This is a genomic window from Mesorhizobium sp. M0243, assembly GCF_040321775.1.
GTDB lineage: Bacteria > Pseudomonadota > Alphaproteobacteria > Rhizobiales > Rhizobiaceae > Mesorhizobium.
Map to the genome: position 1 here is coordinate 233,094 of NZ_JAMYSF010000008.1, position 18,556 is coordinate 251,649.

Below are 18,556 nucleotides of genomic sequence, written 5' to 3' on the forward strand. Positions count from 1 at the left end.
CCAGTTCCCCCCGGCTTCTGTGGCCGGAAAATGTCATTCCTTGAACAAGGTCAGCCCATGCTGCACCGACTGTCCGCCGTCGATCGGCAGAATGGCGCCGGTGATGTAGCTGCCTGCACGGCTGCACAAATAGAGCGTTGCGCCGGCAATGTCATCCGGTGCGCCGATACGGCCGATCGGAACATGGCTGCCGACGTGCCTGGCCTGCTCATCCGTGCCCGTGGCGAATGCCGTCATCCGGCTCTGGAAGGGGCCGGGAGCGAAGGCATTGACGGTGATGCGGCGGCCGGCGAACTCGAGCGCAAGGGTGCGGGTCAGATGATGCACGGCTGCCTTGGACGCCGTGTAGGAATAGGCGTCGTCGGCCAGCGGCTGCGTGCCCATCACCGAACCGAGATTGATCACCCTGGCCGGATCGGCGTCGCTGGCGGCAGCGTCGAGCAGTGGCAGCAATTCGCGGGTCAGATGGAAGACCGCGGTGACATTGACGCCAAACACCTTGGCCCAAGCCGAATAGGGGAAGCTTTCCAGCGGCGCGCCCCAGGAGACGCCGGCATTGTTGACCAGAATATGCAGTTTCCCGGTCCGCGCCTTGACCGCGGCGACGAGTGCAGCGATGCCGGCTTCGCTAGAAACGTCCCCGGCGAAGCCCTCGGCCCGGCCCGGTGCACCAAGCTCGTTCAACTCTTCGGCGACCTGGATGCAATCCTCGCCCTTGCGCGACGCGATCATCACGCTGGCGCCGGCCCTGACCAGCCCGGTCGCCGCCATGCGGCCTATGCCGGTCGCGGCACCCGTCACCAGCGCGGTCTTGCCGGCCACCGAAAACAGCTCGTCCAGATAGCTCATCACAATCCTCCGCGCTCGGCATGCGGGCAAACAGTTCGCGTTGACAAGGCTATCCGAAGTACGGTCATCCTTGCCACTGACAAAATGCCTGGCATGCATGAAGGGTTAGCGACCGATGACGGAGATGAATCTCGGCATGACCGAGCGGCTGAAGCCGATCCACACGCGCGTCGCGGCCATGGTGCGCGACGAGATCATGCCGCTCGACAGGGAATTTCTGAGCGAGGTGGGCAAGGCAGGCAACCGCTGGGTCTACAGTGCGCGCCAGAGCGAGATCCTCGAAGGGCTGAAGAAAACCGCAAGGGAGCGCGGCCTGTGGAATTTCTGGCTGACCGGCTCGGAACGCGGCTACGGCCTTTCCACCGTCGAATATGCCTATCTGGCCGAGGAGATGGGCAAGGCGCATCTCGGCGCCGAGACCTTCAACTGTTCGGCGCCCGACACCGGCAATATGGAGGTGCTGGAACGGTACGGCTCGGCCGACCACAAGAAAGAATGGCTGGAACCGCTGATCGAGGGCAAGATCCGCTCGGCCTATCTGATGACCGAGCCGGATGTCGCGTCGTCCGATGCCACCAACATTGCCATGCGCTGCGAACGCCAGGGCGACGACTACGTGCTCAACGGCGAGAAATGGTGGGCTTCGGGCGCCGGCGATCCGCGCTGCGCCATCTACATCGTCATGGTCAGGACCGGCGGCGATGACGAGCCGCAGCACCGCCGTCATTCGATGATCCTGGTGCCATCAGGCACAAGGGGTGTGACCAAGGTCCGGGCCATGCAGGTTTATGGCGATGACGACGCGCCGCACGGCCACATGCACCTTCGCTTCGACAATGTGCGGGTACCGACATCGAACCTGATCCTCGGCGAGGGCAGGGGGTTCGAGATCGCGCAAGGGCGGCTCGGTCCCGGCCGCATCCACCATTGCATGCGCGCCATCGGCCAGGCCGAGATGGCGCTCGAGATGCTGTGCCAGCGTTCCTTGCGCCGCGAGGCCTTCGGCCAGAAGCTGGCAAAGCTCGGCGCCAATTTCGACATCATCGCCGAATGCCGCATGGAGATCGAGATGGCCCGGCTGCTCTGCCTCAAGGCGGCGTGGATGATCGACCAGGGCGACGCCCGCGCCGCAGCCCCCTGGATCAGCCAGATCAAGGTGGTGGCACCCCGCGTCGCGCTCAAGGTCACCGACGAGGCGGTGCAGATGTTCGGCGCGCAAGGCATCAGCCAGGACACGCCGCTGGCGCGGTCGTGGACGCATCTGCGGACCTTGCGCCTTGCCGACGGGCCGGACGCCGTGCATCGCCGTCAGGTGGCGCGCACCGAGCTGAAGAAATACACGCAAGAAAAGGTCTGAGCGCCGGCATCGTCATCTGGCGATGCCGACAGTCCAAGCACGGAGTGTTCCAATGGCCGTCCCCTCCGAAATGAAGGCGCTGCTGCTGGTCGGCGACGGCTACACCAGGACGCCGAGCGGCAGTGTGCTGGAGGCGATGGAGCCGTATCTCGAGCCGGGCAACATCGCGGTGCCGACACCCGGACCGACGCAGGTGCTGATCAAGGTCAGCCTCGCCTCGATCAACCCCTCCGACATCGCCTTCGTCAAGGGCCAGTACGGCCAGCCGCGCGCCAAGGGACAGCCGGCCGGCTTCGAGGGCGTCGGCATCGTCGTCGCCAGCGGCGACGAGACCTATCCCCAAAGCCTGATCGGCAAGCGCGTCGCCTTTGCCACCGGCGTCACCAACTGGGGCTCGTGGGCCGACTATGCCGTCGCTGAAGCTGCTGCATGCATTCCGCTGCTCGACACGGTCCGCGACGAGGATGGGGCGGCGATGATCGTCAACCCGCTCACCGCGCTCGCCATGTTCGACGTCGTCAAGGAGGAAGGCGAGAAGGCCTTCGTCATGACCGCCGGCGCCAGCCAGCTCTGCAAGCTGATCATTGGCCTGGCCAGCGGAGAGGGCTTCCGGCCGATCGTCACCGTGCGCCGCGACGACCAGATCGCGGCGCTGAAAGCGCTCGGCGCGGCGCACGTCCTCAACGAAAAGGCGCCGGATTTCAAGGCAGCGCTGCGCGAGGTGATGAAGGCCGAACAGCCGCGCATCTTCCTTGACGCGGTGACCGGGCCGCTGGCTTCCGCCATCTTCGACGTCATGCCGAAGCGTTCGCGCTGGATCATCTATGGGCGGCTCGATCCCGAACACACTGTTATCCGCGAGCCCGGCCAACTGATCTTCCAGCACAAGCATATCGAAGGGTTTTGGCTGAGCGAGTGGATGCGCCAGTTCCGCGATCGCCGCGGCCCGGCGATCCTGGAAGCGCAGAAGCGTTTTTCCGATGGGCGCTGGTCGACCGACGTGACGGCGGTGGTGCCGCTTGCCGAGGCGATGGCGCGGGTGCCAGCGGAACTGGCCAAGCCGAACGGCAAGGTGTTCATCCGGCCTTAGGCCAATTCGAAAGATTCGAGCAGCTTGGACGGGAGGGGCCTCGGAGGGCTTTGCGGGCAGAGATTGCCGGTTATCCGCCGACGCGGGACCGTCAGGCCGATATCCTGGTCCATCAAGCCCCCTATGCCACGCCGCTGCGTCCGTGATATGCCGCCGCCATCGAATGCCGGGACAGGCTGGACTGAGCCTGTTCCGGGATTGTGTGGGGTGCCTTGATGACGATTTCCAAGCCGGTTTTCGACCGTTTGGGGTTTGGCCTGTGGATCGGAGCGTTCCTGGTCGTTCTTGCCATGGTCCTGTGGTCGCCGTACACGCGGACGGTATGGAAGGCCTATATAGATGGCAGCGAGGCGCTTCTGGCCGGTCTGCCACTCTACGACGCCCAATCCGAGATGGGGTATCTCTACGCGCCGGCCTTCGCCGCGCTCTACACTCCAATAGTCAAGCTCGGTCCGCATCTGGGCGGCGTGATGTGGCACTCCCTCGGGTTTGCGGTGCTGACCTATGCCGCGATGCGGCAGGTGCGCAAGCTCGGTGGTGACGAGTTGATGTGGCTGCTTTCTTTCGGCCTCTTCCTCGCTGTGCCGATGGCGCTCGGCGCGATCCGCAACGGCCAGGCGACGATCCTTTTGACCGGCGCTTGCTGGCTTCTCACATTGTCGGCGCTGGAAGGACGACGGGCGGAGACGTTCTTCTGGGCTTCGCTCGCCATCATCGCCAAGCCGACCGCGATCATAATGCTGTTGTTGGTAGGAGCCCTTCGGCTTCGGTTGATACCGGTGCTGGTGCTGGCGGTGCTGTTCGTGCTCGCACTGCCTTACGCTTTTGCTCCCGCCGGCTATCTCAACGATCAGTATCGTGTCTTCGCCCAGATGCTGACCTCCATGGCCGTCGAGAACACCAGCCATTTCGTGTCCACCGATTTCACGGCACCGTTCACCACGATAGGGCTGCCGATACCGGAATTCGGCGCAACGATCGTGCGCATGGTCATGGCCCTGCTTACGCTTTCAGCCGTCATCTGGTTCGACCGCAGGCTCGAACAGGGAAAGGCGGCGCTGGCGATCTTCCTGACGGCCACCTTCTACATGTGCGTCTTCAACCCGCGCGTCGAACCCAACACCTTTGCCATGATCGCGGTACCAGCCGGTCTTGCCATCGCCCTGTTGTGGCGCGAAGAACGGGGCGGCGTCCTCGCCTCGGTGCTGTCGATGACGCTGTTCGTGACCGGGCTGAGCGGCGTCGAGCGCCATGTGCACGATTTCCTCTTCCCCTGGTTCCGGCCGGTCGCTGTCACTTTCATCGCCGGTTCGCTGATCTGGTGGTTCTGGGCCAAGGCACGGGAAAAGGTGGTGAATGCGGGAGTCGCGAATGGCTGAGTTGCGACAGAGCCTCGATATCGTTGCGCCATTCTTCAACGAGGCGGCATCGGCATCGGCCTTCGCGCGCCTGCTAGGCGAGCTCGAAGCGGCCGTGGCACAGCGCTTCGGCATGACCGTGCACAAGATCCTGGTCGATGACGGCAGCGGTGACGATGGCGCTGGACGATTTTCGCAAGCGCTGACGGGATCGTGGGAGATCGTCCGCCTCAGCCGCAATTTCGGCAAGGAAGTCGCTGTACTCGCCGGCCTCGACCAGTCGCGCGGCGACATGGTGCTGATCATGGACGCCGACCTCCAGCATTCCCTGGACATCAGCCTGAAGCTGATCGCCGAGCTGGTGGACCATCCGGACATCGACGTCGTCTTTGCCCAGAACGACCGCCGCGAGGCGAGCTGGCGGCGCAGCCAGCTTGCACGGCTTTTCTACAGCCTGATCAACAGCAGTCAGCGTTTCGATATTCCCGAAAATGCCGGCGACTTTCGCGTCATGCGCGGCGCTGTCGCGCGCGCTCTGACCAGCCTGCGTGACAAGCGTCGCTTCAACAAGGGCCTGTTTGCCTGGGCCGGCTTTCGCCAGAAGGCGTTGCCCTATTCGCCGGAAGGCCGCGCCAGCGGCACATCGAAATGGAGCCGGCTCAACCTCATCGCCTTCTCGCTGGAGGGGTTCACCTCGTTCTCCGTCATTCCGCTACGCCTGATCAGTCTTAGCGGGCTGCTCGCGGCGATGGCCGGCGCGCTCTATGGCGCCAAGGTGTTCTTCGAGGTGATCTTCTACGGCATTGCCGTTCCGGGCTACCCCAGCCTGCTGGTTGCCGTCGTTCTGCTCGGCGGCCTCAACCTGACCCTGCTTGGCCTGATCGGCGAATATGTCTGGGTGACGCTCAGCGAGAGCAAGGATCGGCCGGTCTATCTCGTGCGCGATGTCGTGCGCAGCGAGGCCCCCGCCGACCGGCCGGAGCCGGGCACTTCGAACAGATGACGCGGCGCATTCGCCTGATCGCTGACGATTACGGCCTGGCGCCTGGCGTTTCCGCCGGGATTCTCGATCTTCTCGATCGGGGGCGCCTGACCGGCACCAGCTGCATGACCGGCTTTCCCGAGTGGGCAAAGGAGGCAGAGCGCATAAAACCGCTGTGCGGCCGGGCCGCGGTTGGGCTGCACCTCACCTTGACCGACCAGTTGGCCGCCACCGGCCGGTCGGCCTTGGCGCCGGAAGGCCGGCTGCCACCGCTCCGCGCACTGGCCTTGCCTGTTCTGCGCGGCCGCATCGGCGACCGCCATGTCCATGCCGAGCTTGACGCCCAGTACGGCCGCTTCGTCGAGGCGCTTGGCCGCCGCCCCGATTTCGTCGACGGGCACCAGCATGTGCATTTCCTTCCCGTTGTGCGCACATGGCTGCGCACACGGTTTCCAGAAGGCGCCGACAGGCCGGCCCTGCGCGGCGCCCCGGCGCTGGCCGCAGGGTCGAAAGTCGCCGCCATTGCCGCGCTGGCTGCCGGGTTCAACCGCTCGATGCAGCGCGCGGGCTTCATCGTTTTCCAGCCGCTCGCCGGCATCTATGACTGGCGACAGCCCGAAAAGTTCGCTGCGGTTCTGCAGGCGGCCGTCGAAGGGTTGCCGGAGCGAGGGCTGTTCATGTGCCATCCCGGCCATGTCGACGAGACGCTGCGCGCGCGCGACACCATGCAAGATGTGCGCGAGGTGGAATTCGCGGCCCTCGCATCGGACGAATTCGGCGCTGGTCTGGCCCGCGCCGGCGTCGAGATCTTGGACGGCAAGAGATGAGCGAAGCCGATCGGCCCCAGCGTTCGGCCGGCAGCAAGATCGTCCGCTTCGCCATTGTCGGACTGGCGAACACGGCCATCGACCTTGCCAGCTTCTTCCTGCTGCTCAAGCTCGGGGTTCCGCCGGTGCCGGCCAACATCGCTGCCTGGTTCGTCGCCGTCACCTTTTCCTTCGCGGCGAACGGCTTGTGGTCGTTCGAGCGCAATCGAGCCATCCGGCTGCATGATGCGTTCCTTCGTTTCGCCACGCTTGGAGCGCTGATTTCGCTCGGTGTCTCCAGCCTCTCGATCGCGCTATTCGCCGGCATAATCGGGGTGTGGCCGGCGAAAATCGGGGGCGTCGTGGTGGCGGCGGTGCTGAATTTCCTCGCCGCGCGCTGGTCGATCGAAGGTCGGTTGCTGAGATAGCCGGAATTATTTTTCTTACGAAATTCCGGACGAAAAACCGCTACACACTTTCCTGGAATTTCTATTCTGCCGGCTCCACATTGGTGTAGGCGGCTTCCTCCAACTCGCGCTTCAGCCGGGCTTCCTCGTGGGTCTTCGGCGTGACGAAGCGGCCAAGCAGGAGATAGGCGACCGGCGTCAGGAACAGCGTCGAGACGGTGGCCAGCCCCAGGCCGCCGACGATGACCCAGCCGAGCGCGACGCGCGCCTCGGCACCGGCGCCGCTCGCCAGCACCAGCGGCAGGCCGCCGAGCACGGTGCAGATCATCGTCATCATCACCGGCCGCACGCGGATGATCGAGGCCTGTTCGATCGCCTCGCGCACGCCAAGCCCGCGGTCGCGCAACTGGTTGGCGAATTCGACGATCAGGATGCCGTTCTTGGCCATGACGCCGACCAAAAGCACCAGGCCGATCTGGCTGTAGGCGTTGAGACTGGTGCCCGAGAGGAGAAGCGCGAAAATCGCACAGGCCAGCCCGAGCGGCACCGTCGCCATGATGATGACGGCGCTGACAAAACTTTCGAACTGGGCGGCCAGCACCAAAAGGATAATGACCAGCGCGAAGCCGAAAATGGTGACCATGGCGCTGTTGGTCTCGCCTAGCGTCGCCGCCTCGGCCAGGGGCAGGATGCGGCTGCCTGGCGGCAGCAGCGGTGTGGCGATTTGCTCGGCGCGGGTGAGCGCGTCGCCAAGCGCGAAGTCGCCGCTGAGGTTGGAGGTGATCGCCACAGAGGGCTGCTGCTGTTCGCGCGACAGCGACGGTGGCACGGCGCGTTCGGTCAGCGTTGCGATGGTCGACATCGGCACGAAACGTCCGTCGGCTGTTTTCAGGAAGATGTTTTCCAGATCCGTCGGATCGTTGATCGGATTGGTGGTCGAGACCAGCTTCACGCCGTAGCTGCGGTCGGCGATGTAGACGTCGACGACGTCGTTGCCGTCGAGCATGGCCTGCAAGGTGTTGGCCAGTCCTGATATGTCGATGCCGAGGTCGGAGGCGCGCTCGCGGTCGATGGCCACGGCTAGCTGCGGCTGCGTCGGGTCGATGGACAGGCGCGGTGTCTGGAAGCGCGGGTCCTTCTGCATCTCGGCGATGATCTTCACGGCGGCATCGCCGAGTGCCTTGCGGTCGTTGCCGACCAGCGCGAACTGCAGGCCGTTGCCGGCGCCACGGATACCGAGGCTGTTGGGCTGCACCGGGAAGATGCGCACGCTCGGCACCTGCCTGGTCAGCTGGCTGATCTCGGCCATGATCTCCTGCTGGCTGCGGCTGCGCTCGTTCCACGGCGCCAGCGTCATCACCATGAAGCCGGAGTTGTAGGAGCCGTTCTGGCCGGCATTTTCGAAAGTGCTGCGGATCTCGCCGGAATCGCGCATCGGCTGGATCAGTCTCTCGATCTTCTGCATCTGCTGCGTTGTGTAGTCGAGGCTGACGCCTTGCGGGGCGCTGATGCGCAGAAGCACGGCGGCGCGGTCCTCGGTCGGCGTCAGCTCCTGGCGGATGGTGCCGAACAGCGTGAAGGCGGTGCCGGCGAACAGCACCGCGACCAGAAGCACGATCCATGGCGCGTCGAGGCAGGCGTGCAGGCTGCGCTTGTAGGCCGTATTGAGCGCGCCGCCGATGCGGGCGCCGATGCCATGGCCACCTTCGTGGTGGAGCGATGCGCTGGTCAGCATGCGCGAGGCGAGCATTGGGCACAGCGTCAGCGCCACCACGCAGGACAAGAGCACCGACATGGCAAGCACGAAGCCGAATTCGCGGAACAAGCCGCCGGTCTGGCCGGGCAGGAACGAGATCGGCACGAAGACGGCGACCAGCGTCAAGGTGGTGGCGATGACGGCGAAGAACACCTCCTGCGCGCCGAGCACGGCGGCGGCGCGCGGCCCCATGCCTTCGTTGCGTCGTCGCACGATGTTTTCGAGCACGACGATGGCGTCGTCGACGACCAGACCGGTCGCCAGCACCAGCGCGAGCAGGGTCAGGATGTTGACCGAGAAGCCGGCCAGATAGATGGCGGCGATGGTGCCGATCATGGCGACCGGCATCGACAGGCCGGGGATCAGCGTCGCACGCCAGTCGAGGAGAAACATGTAGATGACGATCAGCACCATGGTGACGGACAGGCCGAGCGCGATCTCGACCTCGTGCACCGCCCCCTTGACGAAGACAGCGTCGTCGCTGGTGATCTTGATCGACATGCCCTCGGGCAGGTTTTCCTGCAGCTTGGCGACGGCGGCCTGGACGCCGGTCGAGATGTCCAGCGTGTTCGATTCCGCCTGGCGGATGATGCCGATGCCGATGCCGGTCTTGCCGTCCGAGCGCAACGTGGTCTGGCCGACGTCGGGGCCGAGCGTGACGGTGGCGACATCGCGGATGCGCGTCGTGCCGCCGACAATTATGTTTTCGAACTCTTCAGGCGTGGTCACGTCGGCAGTCGTGCGGACGATCAGGTCCTGGTTGGTCGTGGTGATCGAACCGGCGGGGGAATCGAAGGCGACCGAGGCAAGGGCGGCCCTGAGGTCGGCGACCGTGAAGCCGAGGCTGGCCAGCTTGTTCTGGTCGACATCGATGCGGAAGATCTTGTCGCGGTCGCCATAGACCTGAACGTCGGCAACGCCGGGCACGGCGGCCAGCTCGTCCTCGATCTGGTCCTGGACCACCACGGTCATGTCCTGGATCGACATGTTGTCCGAGGTCACCGCCAGTCGCATCACCGCGTCGGAATTGGCGTCGGCCTTGACGATGCGCGGCGGATCGGCGGTGTCCGGCATCTGGTTGGCGACGCGGCCGACGGCATCACGCACGTCCGAGGCGGCGACATTCAGATCGACGCCATCGTTGAACTCGATGGTGACGCGGCTCGAGCCGAATGAGGAAGACGACGAGATCGACTTGACGCCGGAGACGCGGGCGACGGCGCCCTCGATGGTGTCGGTCAGTTCGCGATCGACGGTCTCGGCCGCCGCGCCCTCGAAGGTGGTGGAAACGGTGACCACCGCGCGATCGACGTCCGGCAGTTCGCGGATCTCGACGCCGTAGAAGGCGGCCAGGCCGGCGACCGCAATCAGTGTGTTCAGCACGAAGGCCATCACCGGCCTGCGGATGAACAGGGCGGTGAAGCCGGTCTCGCTGGCAGTGTTGGCGGGGCTGGTCATGTGCCTGCGGCGGCGTCCGCGGCGCGCTGCTCTTCGCCGGCGAGGCGGACCGCGCCGCCCTCGCTGACGCTCTGGGTGCCTTCTGTGACCACCATGTCGCCATTGTCGATCTCGGCGTCGATCAGCACGGTCTCGGTGTTGCGCTGTACGATGCGCACCGGGACCCGCCTGGCCTTGCCGTCCTCGATCTGCCAGACATAGGCGCCGTCCGCCCCCCACAGGATCGCCAGCGGGCTGACGGCCGGATAGGTTTGCCCCGGAAATTTCATGGTGATGCCGAACGACATGCCGGCGCGCAGTGAATCCGCCGGGTTGGCGATCTTGGCCTTGACCAGCAGGGTGCGGCTCTTTTCATCGATGTGGTTGTCAATGGCCGAAACGGTGCCGCTATAAGCATTGCTGGGATTGGCGATCGGCGTCGCCGTCAATTGTGCACCGATCTTGACGGCGGCAGCGAAGCGCTCGGGCACCAGGAAGTCGACCAGGATCGAGGACCGGTCGTCGAGCGTGGCGATGGCCGACTGGTTGGTGACATAATTGCCGGCCGAGATCGGCAGGATGCCGACGGTGCCGGCGATCGGCGCCAGAATCGACCGGCGCTGCAGTGCGAGTTCCGCATCCTGAAGCGCCAGCTTGGCGCCCGCCAGCACCACCTCGGCGTCAGCCACTGCGACTGGTGTCGCGGCATTGGAGGCACGAAGCGACCTGACACGGTCGAGTTTGGCCTGCGCATCCTGCAAGGCGAGCTTGGCGCGGTCCTGAGAGATCACTTCGGTCTCGGAATCCAGGGTGGCGAGAATCTGTCCCTTATCGACATGGCTGCCGGATTCGACCAGCAGTTCGGCGAGGCGGCCGGAGCTGTAGGGATTGACGGCCACCGAGGCGTTGGCACGGCCGGTGCCGATTGCCTGCAGGCGGTCGTTGATAACAGCCGAAGTGGCCGCAAGGGCGACCACGTTCACCCGCTGGTTGCCGCTATTGCGGCCGTTTGACTGCTTCGCGTTGGCGGCGCCGGTCTCAGCCGGGGGCGTTGCCGCGGAGGCCCAGTCGATGCCCCAGCGTGCCAGCACGTCCGGCGCGCCGGGATAAAAGCGCAGCCAGGCGGCTGCCGCCACCACCAGCACCACAAGTGCAAAAAGTATCTGTTTCCAGGCGGCCATCGGCACTCCGGTTGGTAAAACAATCCTTCCGTCTACCGGTTTCCCGAAATGAAGCAGACGCAGCGAGGCTATTGTAAGGCAAAGAAGCCGCCTCGATATCGCGTCTTTATGACAATTCTCCGGGGGCTGCGCACATTAAATATATGTAACGTTTGAGAAAATATGCATAACGCTTTGGATCATCACACAGGCACTAACGCAGACTTTCCATCTCGCGAATGCGTTTGGCGCCTTCTGCTTCCAGTTGCCTGGTGACGGCGCCGATCAGCGTTTCGGCGACGACGAAAAGGGCAGCCGAAGAGTCCCATGCCGACGGCACCGCGGTTCGTCCGGCGATAACATGACGAGCAAAGCGGGCGATCGGCGACAGCCACTGGTCGGTGAACAGCACGATCTGGACGCCACGCTGATGCGCCTTTTCGGCGAAGCGGACGAGGCTGTCCTGGTAGCGCCTGATGTCGAAGATCACCAGCACGTCGCGCTTGCCCATGTCGATCAATCGGTCGCGCCACATGCTCTCCTGCCCGGCGAGGTGAAAGACATCCGGCTGGATGACAGCGAGGTGGGCGGCCATGTAGCGCGCCAGCGGATCGGTGAAGCGGCCGCCGATCAGGAAGGTCTTGCCGCGCCGGTCCGCTAGCCGGGCGGCGATGTCGGCAAGCTGCCTGTCGGACAGGTGTCTGAACGTCTCGCGCATGTTGTCGAGCGTCGCTTCCAGCATCGGCGACACCGTCCCACCACCAGGCGAGGGCGGATTGAGCGTCCTTGTCGCCGGCGATTGCAGTTGCGCCGCCAGTTCGTCCTGCAGGCTCGACTGGAATTCCGGATAGTTCTGAAAACCCAGCCGGGCGACGAAACGCAGGATCGTCGGCGAGGAGACGCCCGCCGCGGCCGAGAATTCAGCGACCGTTTTCAGGCCGATCATCGGATAGTTGGCGATCAGTGTCTGGGCCGCGCGCCGTTCGCCGGCCGGCATCGTGCCGAGGCGATCGGCGATCAGTTCGGCAATGCTGGAAATCATGTTTTCCCCACCCCTGGCCCGGCCGAAGGCCTTTTCCGAGATCGCATTTGACAAAGCCGGACAAACTGTATGAAATCATCCACAGGGACGCAATGAGGCAAAATACGTAACATACGATACAGCGCTCCCCGGGGACGGCACAGTATGGAGAAAGCACGGCCCGCCAGCCTTGCATCGTCTGATACCGTAAGGGTGACGAACCCCGGCGGATCGAGCCCTTTCGTGCTGACTTGCGATCACGCCTCGAACTTCCTGCCGGCCGAATTCGGTACGCTCGGCCTTGCCGCCGAGGACCTGTCCCGTCACATCGCCTGGGATCCCGGCGCGCTGCCGGTTGCCCGCCGCATGGCGCAGGCGCTCGACGCGACGCTGGTGGAAACTCGTATTTCTCGCCTTGTCATCGACTGCAACCGGCCACTCGACGCGCCCGACCTGGTACCGCCGGTCAGTGAGACAACGGCCATACCGGGCAATGCCGGCCTGTCGGAGAGCGAGCGGGCGGCGCGTGTTGCCCTGTCATGGCAGCCGTTCCACAACACGATTGCCGGTATCATCGACAACAGGCTGTCACAGGGTCAGCAAACCCGGCTGGTTTCGGTCCACTCCTTCACGCCGGTCTACAAGTCCATGAGCCGGCCCTGGCATATCGGCATCATCCACGACGAGGATCGCCGGCTGGCGGCGCCGCTGATATCGGCGCTGAAGCGGCTTGCCGGCGTCACCGTCGGCGTCAACGAGCCTTATTCGCCTGATGACCGCGTCTATTTCACGCTGGAACGGCATGCGCGCTCGCGCGGCCTGCCCTGCGCGATGATCGAAATCCGCAACGACGAAATCGCCGGCGAGACCGGGCAGCGGAAATGGGCGGATCTGCTCACGGGCATTTTTTCGGATCTGGAGCCAGAGGAGGCCGGATATTCCAGATCGCATTCAGTCGGAAAGTCAGTTCAATCGGCCAATTAGAACCACAGGGGAATGAAAATGGCAGGACCGGATTATACGGACGTTGACAAGAAGGAGGACCTGAAGGTTCTCCATGGCATGGGCTATGCCCAGGAACTGTCGCGAAGCATGAGCCGCTTCTCGAATTTCGCGATATCGTTCTCGATCATCTGCATCCTTTCGGGCGGCATCAACTCCTTCGCGCAAGCCACATCGTCGATCGGCGGCGCAGGTGCGGGCATCGGCTGGATCGTCGGCTGCTGCGTGTCGGGCTTCTTCGCCCTTGCCATGGCGCAGATCGCCTCGGCATTTCCGACCGCCGGCGGCCTCTATCACTGGTCGTCGATCCTCGGCAACCGCTTCACCGGCTGGCTGACGGCCTGGCTAAACCTGTTCGGCCTGATCACCGTGCTCGGCGCCATCAACATCGGCACCGCTTTCTTCTTCGTTGGAACGTTCGGAAGCTGGTTTGGCATCACCGGCACGCCGGGCGAAATCGTCGGGTTCGTCGCCTTCATCACCGTGCTGCAGGCGCTGTTCAACCATTTCGGCATCAAACTGACGGCAATGCTCACCGATGCTTCGGGCTTTCTTATCCTGGGCGCAACAGCAGTGCTGATCGTGGCCTGCCTGGTGTTCGCACCGGCAATCGACATCAGCCGGCTGTGGACGTTCACCAACTATTCAGGCGATGCGGGCGGCGGTGTTTTTCCGCAAACCGACTCCATGAGCTACCTGTTCCTGCTCTGCCTGCTTCTGCCCGTCTATACCATCACCGGCTATGACGCCTCGGCCCACACCTCCGAGGAGACCGTCAAGGCAGCACACTCCGTCCCGCGGGCGATCGTTTCGTCGGTGCTGTGGTCGTCGCTGATCGGCTGGGTGATGCTGTGCGCAATCGTTCTCGCGATCCCGGACCTGGCTGCCGGCGCCAAGCAGGGATGGAGCGTATTCTTCTCGACAATGGATGCAATCCTGCCGGTGTGGCTGAAGGAACTGCTTTATTTTGCAATCCTGATCTCGCAATTCCTCTGCGGCCTCGCCACCGTGACCTCGGCTTCGCGCATGCTGTTCGCCTTCTCTCGCGACGGCGGCATGCCTGTTGGCTCCGCGGCTCTCGCCAAGGTCAACCCGACCTGGCGCACGCCGGTCAATGCGATCTGGACGGCCGCGATCCTCGAGATCCTTTATGTGTTCCTTGCCCAGTTTATTTCGATCGGCGGCACCAACATCTACACCATCGTCGTCAATTCGACGCTGGTGTTCCTGTTCCTGTCGTTCACCATCCCGATCGCACTCGGCATGGTCGCATTCGGCACGGCCAAGTGGCCCAATCCTGGCCCGTGGAACCTGGGCGCCGGACTGTTCAAGCTCTTCTGTGCGCTGTCGATTGTCGGCATGGTGATCATCTTCTACATCGCCATCCAGCCGCCGAACGACAAGGTGCTTTACATCACCATAGGCTTCATCTTGCTGACCGCCGTGCTTTGGTTCGGTTTCGAGAACCGCCGCTTCCAGGGTCCGCCGATCGGTGACCAGATTGCCAAACGCCAGGCCGCGATCAGGGCAGCCGAGGTGGCTATCGGCGAAGCTGGCGCCTGATATCGCCCTATATGGCCATGGCCGGCCTCGCGCCGGCCATGGCTACGTTTATCCCTTTCAATCGACAAGTGCTGGAGTGCCAAAGGAATGGCCGGAAATTTCTCGTTCGATCAGTTGAAGAAAGCGGTCTCCAGCGGTGAGATCGACACCGTGCTGGCCTGCATCGTCGACATGCAGGGACGGTTGGCGGGAAAACGCTTCCTGGCGCAGTACTTCATCGATTCCGCGCATGACGAAACGCATGGCTGCAACTATCTGCTGGCGGCCGACATCGATATGGAACCGGTGCCGGGCTACAAGGCCGCGAGCTGGTCGAAGGGCTATGGCGATTTCGTCATGAAGCCGGATCTCGCCACGCTGCGGCGCATTCCCTGGCTGGAAAAGACCGCACTCGTGATCTGCGACGTGCTCGACCACCACACCCATGATGACCTGCCGCACTCGCCGCGCGCCATCCTCAAGAAGCAGGTCAAGCGGCTGAGCGAGCGCGGCTATATCGGCTATTTCGCTTCCGAGCTCGAATTCTATCTGTTCAACGAGACATACGATTCTGCCCGAAAGAAGCACTGGCAGGGTCTCGACACCGCATCGCCCTATATCGGCGACTACCAGATCGGCATCACCACCAAGGAAGAAGGCGTCATGCGCCGGCTTCGCAATGAGATGGAAGCGGCCGGCATCCCGATCGAAAATTCCAAGGGCGAGTGGGGTCCGGGCCAGGAAGAGATCAATGTGCGCTATGCCGAGGCGCTCGACATGGCCGACCGCCACGTCATCCTGAAGAACGGCGCCAAGGAAATCGCCGAGTCCGAGGGCAAGGCGATTTCGTTCATGTCCAAGTATAATTACGGGCTCGCCGGCAATTCCAGCCACATCCACAATTCGCTGTGGAGCGCCGACGGCAAGACACCGCTGTTCTTCGACAAGACGGCCGACTGGACGCTGTCGACGCTTGGCCAGCAATGGGCCGCCGGCCAGCTCAAATACGCCAAGGAATTCACCTGGTTCCTGGCGCCCTATATCAACTCCTACAAGCGCTTCCAGGCCGGCACCTTCGCGCCGACTAAGATCATGTGGAGCGAGGACAACCGTACCGCCGGCTTCCGCCTGTGCGGCGAGGGCACCAAGGGCATCCGCATGGAATGCCGCATCGGCGGCGCCGATCTGAATCCGTATCTTGCGTTCGCAGCGCTGATCGCCGCCGGCCTTGCCGGCATCGACGAAAAGCTGGAATTGCAGAAGCCGTTCGTCGGCGATGCCTATCAGGCATCTCGCCTGCCGGAGATCCCGAAGACGCTGCGCGATGCCACCGACACGCTGGCGAAGTCGAAGATGCTCAAGCAGGCGCTCGGCGAGGATGTGCTCGAACACTATGTCCACACCGCAAAGTGGGAGCAGTTCGAATACGACCGCCGCATTACAGATTGGGAACTGCACAGAGGGTTCGAGCGATATTGACAGTGTTGCGTTTTTCGCACTATGTTGTGATTATGGCAGCACAACATATGGGAGGCAGGATTGCCCCAAGGCAAAGCCAACGTCGACAAGGTATGGTTTGACAGTCAGATGAAGGAGCGCAACCTGACGGTGCGCCGCATGGCCACCCAAATGAACATGCACTACAGCGCCCTGTCGCGGACGCTGAACGGTGAGCGGCGTATGCAAGTTGATGAAATACGCAAGATCGCTGAAATTTTCGACCAGCCGGAAAGCGAGGTGTTGGTCCACCTGGGCTCTTCGGATGCGAAGGCGGCGGAGCGTCGTCCCGGCTTCATGGAGGGGCAGGTGGATTTCGAGAATGCGTCAGACAAAAACGACACCGCTGGAGAATACATCGTGCCGCCTCGAGGCGGCGATCCGTTGTTTGGGTGCATGGCTGGGACGCTCACGCTTCTTCCGGACGTCGATTACACCGCACCCGCGGATCCGGACTGGGGCAAGGTGTATGACGACTGATGGGGTGCTCCTGGACACATGCTTCATACTATGGCTCTCGACGGAACAACCGGTCGCGAGAGCGGCGGTTGAGAGGGTGACAAGCGCGCGGAAAAATGGCGACGTGATCGCCGTTTCCGTCATGTCCGCCTGGGAAATCGGAATGCTGGTTTCTAAAGGCCGGCTTCCGTTCATCAAGTCACCGCTCTCATGGTTTGAACGGTTCGTGCAGGCTGGTGCAACGAGTGTTGAAGGGATCGACAGTGAGCTCTTGGTCGAATCTTCGTTCCTGCCCGGCGTCGTTCACAACGATCCAACAGACCGGATCATCATAGCTACGGCGCGCTCGAAGAATTTGGAAATTATCACCCGCGATCGCGCGATCCTTGCCTATGGCTCGGCTGGCTTCGTCAAAACAGTTCCTTGTTGATTTGGAGACGTTTAATTGGAAACCGTGAAACTCATATCCCCCGTCGATGGCTCGATCTATGCCGAGAGGCCCGTGGCAACGGACCAGGCGATCAACGCCGCGGTGGAGCGCGCCAAGGCGGCGCAGGAGAAGTGGGCCGAGACACCGATCGTCGAGCGGGGCAAGTACATGCTGGCCATGCTGGAAGCGCTGGTTGCGATGACCGACGAGATCGTGCCGGAGATCGCCTGGCAGATGGGGCGGCCCGTACGCTACGGCGGCGAGTTCGGCGGCGTCAGGGAACGCACCACCTATATGGTCGAGATCGCCGAGCAGGCGCTCAAGTCGGTGCCTGCCTCCAACCCGAAGGACGGCTTCCGCCGCTATGTGAAGAAGGACCCCCTCGGCGTCGTCATGGTGATCGCGCCGTGGAATTATCCCTATCTCACCGCCGTCAACACCATCGTGCCGGCGCTGATGGCCGGCAACACCGTCATCCTGAAGCATGCGGCGCAGACCCTGCTGGTCGGCGAGCGCTTCCAACAAGCTTTCGACAAGATCGGCCTGCCCAAGGGCGTGTTCCAGAATGTGGTGCTGAACCACGCCCAGACCGAAAGGCTGCTCGGCTCGGGGAAGATCGACCATGTCAATTTCACCGGTTCGGTCGCCGGCGGCCGCGCCATCGAAAAGGCAGCGGCTGGCACTTTCATGACGCTCGGCCTGGAGCTTGGCGGCAAGGATCCGGCCTATGTGCTGCCCGACGCCAAGATGGACCATGCGGTCGCCAATCTGGTCGACGGCGCCTTCTACAATTCCGGCCAGTGCTGCTGCGGCATCGAACGTGTCTACGTGCACGAGAAGGTCTATGACGAATTCGTCGAAGGCTTCATCGCCGAGACCAAGAACTATGTCGTCGGCAACCCGCTCGACCAGGCGACGACGATGGGACCGATGGCGCAGGCGCGCTTCGCCGACCTGATCCGCGAACAGAAGGCCGAAGCGCTGCGCAAGGGTGCCAAGGCGCACATCAATATGAAGGTGGCTAACGACAAGGCGGGTTCGCCCTATCTGGCGCCGGAAGTGCTGACAGAAGTCGACCATCAGATGAGCGTCATGCGTGAGGAAAGCTTTGGCCCGATCGTCGGCATCATGAAGGTGCGCAACGACGAAGAGGCGATCGCGCTGATGAACGACAGCCCCTACGGGCTGACCGCTTCGATCTGGACGCGCGATACCGAGCATGCGGTGGCGATCGGCAACCGCGTCGAAACCGGCACGGTGTTCATGAACCGCTGCGACTATCTTGACCCGGCCTTGGTCTGGACCGGCGTCAAGGACACCGGCAAGGGTGCGGGCTTGTCGGCCATCGGCTACGATAATCTGACCCGGCCGAAATCTTTCCATCTGCGCGAAGCCATCTGATT

At 63.3% G+C, this 18,556-nt stretch carries 16 protein-coding genes; 12 read left to right on the plus strand and 4 right to left on the minus strand.

Annotated features, from left to right (window positions below; genetic code table 11):
* Positions 1-33: 33 nt before the first annotated feature.
* Positions 34-849, minus strand: coding sequence for an SDR family oxidoreductase (locus NKJ11_RS13810; RefSeq protein ID WP_023810114.1), 816 nt, complete (start codon positions 847-849; stop codon positions 34-36).
* Between the two features lie 115 nt (positions 850-964).
* Between NKJ11_RS13810 and NKJ11_RS13815 the strand changes: the two genes are divergently transcribed.
* From NKJ11_RS13815 to NKJ11_RS13840, 6 genes are all read left to right on the plus strand, one after another.
* Positions 965-2,206 carry an acyl-CoA dehydrogenase family protein gene (locus NKJ11_RS13815; protein WP_352629500.1) on the plus strand — a complete coding sequence of 414 codons (1,242 nt, stop codon included), beginning with the start codon at positions 965-967 and terminating at the stop codon, positions 2,204-2,206.
* 52 nt (positions 2,207-2,258) lie between these two features.
* Complete coding sequence (locus NKJ11_RS13820; protein ID WP_023810112.1) at positions 2,259-3,296, plus strand: zinc-binding dehydrogenase; 1,038 nt, start codon at positions 2,259-2,261, stop codon at positions 3,294-3,296.
* Between the two features lie 215 nt (positions 3,297-3,511).
* Entirely contained in the window at positions 3,512-4,675 is a 1,164-nt protein-coding gene (locus tag NKJ11_RS13825; protein ID WP_352793529.1) for a glycosyltransferase 87 family protein, read from the plus strand.
* The gene (locus tag NKJ11_RS13830; protein ID WP_023810110.1) at positions 4,668-5,657 is read left to right on the plus strand and encodes a glycosyltransferase; all 990 of its coding nucleotides are present in this window, start codon (positions 4,668-4,670) and stop codon (positions 5,655-5,657) included. Before NKJ11_RS13825 ends, NKJ11_RS13830 begins: the two co-directional genes overlap by 8 nt.
* Positions 5,654-6,463, plus strand: a complete 810-nt coding sequence (locus NKJ11_RS13835; RefSeq protein ID WP_023810109.1) for a ChbG/HpnK family deacetylase — start codon at positions 5,654-5,656, stop codon at positions 6,461-6,463. The genes NKJ11_RS13830 and NKJ11_RS13835 overlap by 4 nt, the downstream gene beginning before the upstream one ends.
* Positions 6,460-6,870: a GtrA family protein gene (locus tag NKJ11_RS13840; protein ID WP_023810108.1), complete on the plus strand. Its 411-nt coding sequence runs from the start codon at positions 6,460-6,462 to the stop codon at positions 6,868-6,870. Before NKJ11_RS13835 ends, NKJ11_RS13840 begins: the two co-directional genes overlap by 4 nt.
* Positions 6,871-6,931: 61 nt before the next feature.
* Here NKJ11_RS13840 and NKJ11_RS13845 read toward each other — a convergent pair whose 3' ends face one another.
* The 3 genes from NKJ11_RS13845 to NKJ11_RS13855 form a co-directional block, all read right to left on the minus strand.
* Positions 6,932-10,063: an efflux RND transporter permease subunit gene (locus NKJ11_RS13845; RefSeq protein ID WP_023810107.1), complete on the minus strand. Its 3,132-nt coding sequence runs from the start codon at positions 10,061-10,063 to the stop codon at positions 6,932-6,934.
* Positions 10,060-11,223, minus strand: a complete 1,164-nt coding sequence (locus NKJ11_RS13850) for an efflux RND transporter periplasmic adaptor subunit (protein ID WP_023810106.1) — start codon at positions 11,221-11,223, stop codon at positions 10,060-10,062. Before NKJ11_RS13850 ends, NKJ11_RS13845 begins: the two co-directional genes overlap by 4 nt.
* A gap of 193 nt (positions 11,224-11,416) precedes the next feature.
* Complete coding sequence (locus NKJ11_RS13855; RefSeq protein ID WP_023810105.1) at positions 11,417-12,244, minus strand: MurR/RpiR family transcriptional regulator; 828 nt, start codon at positions 12,242-12,244, stop codon at positions 11,417-11,419.
* 144 nt (positions 12,245-12,388) lie between these two features.
* Here NKJ11_RS13855 and NKJ11_RS13860 point away from each other — a divergent pair, with 144 nt between their 5' ends.
* From NKJ11_RS13860 to NKJ11_RS13885, 6 genes are all read left to right on the plus strand, one after another.
* A complete protein-coding gene (locus tag NKJ11_RS13860; protein WP_023810104.1) occupies positions 12,389-13,207 on the plus strand; it encodes an N-formylglutamate amidohydrolase in 819 nt (272 codons plus the stop codon).
* A gap of 18 nt (positions 13,208-13,225) precedes the next feature.
* Entirely contained in the window at positions 13,226-14,788 is a 1,563-nt protein-coding gene (locus NKJ11_RS13865) for an amino acid permease (RefSeq protein ID WP_023810103.1), read from the plus strand.
* A gap of 87 nt (positions 14,789-14,875) precedes the next feature.
* The gene (locus NKJ11_RS13870) at positions 14,876-16,246 is read left to right on the plus strand and encodes a glutamine synthetase family protein (RefSeq protein ID WP_352554228.1); all 1,371 of its coding nucleotides are present in this window, start codon (positions 14,876-14,878) and stop codon (positions 16,244-16,246) included.
* A 60-nt stretch (positions 16,247-16,306) separates the two neighbouring features.
* Positions 16,307-16,744 (plus strand): helix-turn-helix domain-containing protein, encoded by a 438-nt coding sequence (locus NKJ11_RS13875; protein WP_352793531.1) that lies wholly within the window; start codon positions 16,307-16,309, stop codon positions 16,742-16,744.
* A complete protein-coding gene (locus NKJ11_RS13880; protein ID WP_352793533.1) occupies positions 16,734-17,153 on the plus strand; it encodes a type II toxin-antitoxin system VapC family toxin in 420 nt (139 codons plus the stop codon). Before NKJ11_RS13875 ends, NKJ11_RS13880 begins: the two co-directional genes overlap by 11 nt.
* 15 nt (positions 17,154-17,168) lie before the next feature.
* Positions 17,169-18,554 carry an aldehyde dehydrogenase family protein gene (locus tag NKJ11_RS13885; protein WP_352793534.1) on the plus strand — a complete coding sequence of 462 codons (1,386 nt, stop codon included), beginning with the start codon at positions 17,169-17,171 and terminating at the stop codon, positions 18,552-18,554.
* The last annotated feature ends 2 nt before the right edge of the window (positions 18,555-18,556 follow it).

Coding starts and splice junctions, on each gene's coding strand:
- NKJ11_RS13810 (WP_023810114.1), bottom strand. CDS start 849: ATGAGCTATCTGGACGAGCTGTTTTCGGTGGCCGGCAAGACCGCGCTG.
- NKJ11_RS13850 (WP_023810106.1), bottom strand. CDS start 11,223: ATGGCCGCCTGGAAACAGATACTTTTTGCACTTGTGGTGCTGGTGGTG.
- NKJ11_RS13855 (WP_023810105.1), bottom strand. CDS start 12,244: ATGATTTCCAGCATTGCCGAACTGATCGCCGATCGCCTCGGCACGATG.
- NKJ11_RS13815 (WP_352629500.1), top strand. CDS start 965: ATGACGGAGATGAATCTCGGCATGACCGAGCGGCTGAAGCCGATCCAC.
- NKJ11_RS13845 (WP_023810107.1), bottom strand. CDS start 10,063: ATGACCAGCCCCGCCAACACTGCCAGCGAGACCGGCTTCACCGCCCTG.
- NKJ11_RS13820 (WP_023810112.1), top strand. CDS start 2,259: ATGGCCGTCCCCTCCGAAATGAAGGCGCTGCTGCTGGTCGGCGACGGC.
- NKJ11_RS13860 (WP_023810104.1), top strand. CDS start 12,389: ATGGAGAAAGCACGGCCCGCCAGCCTTGCATCGTCTGATACCGTAAGG.
- NKJ11_RS13835 (WP_023810109.1), top strand. CDS start 5,654: ATGACGCGGCGCATTCGCCTGATCGCTGACGATTACGGCCTGGCGCCT.
- NKJ11_RS13865 (WP_023810103.1), top strand. CDS start 13,226: ATGGCAGGACCGGATTATACGGACGTTGACAAGAAGGAGGACCTGAAG.
- NKJ11_RS13830 (WP_023810110.1), top strand. CDS start 4,668: ATGGCTGAGTTGCGACAGAGCCTCGATATCGTTGCGCCATTCTTCAAC.
- NKJ11_RS13880 (WP_352793533.1), top strand. CDS start 16,734: ATGACGACTGATGGGGTGCTCCTGGACACATGCTTCATACTATGGCTC.
- NKJ11_RS13870 (WP_352554228.1), top strand. CDS start 14,876: ATGGCCGGAAATTTCTCGTTCGATCAGTTGAAGAAAGCGGTCTCCAGC.
- NKJ11_RS13825 (WP_352793529.1), top strand. CDS start 3,512: ATGACGATTTCCAAGCCGGTTTTCGACCGTTTGGGGTTTGGCCTGTGG.
- NKJ11_RS13840 (WP_023810108.1), top strand. CDS start 6,460: ATGAGCGAAGCCGATCGGCCCCAGCGTTCGGCCGGCAGCAAGATCGTC.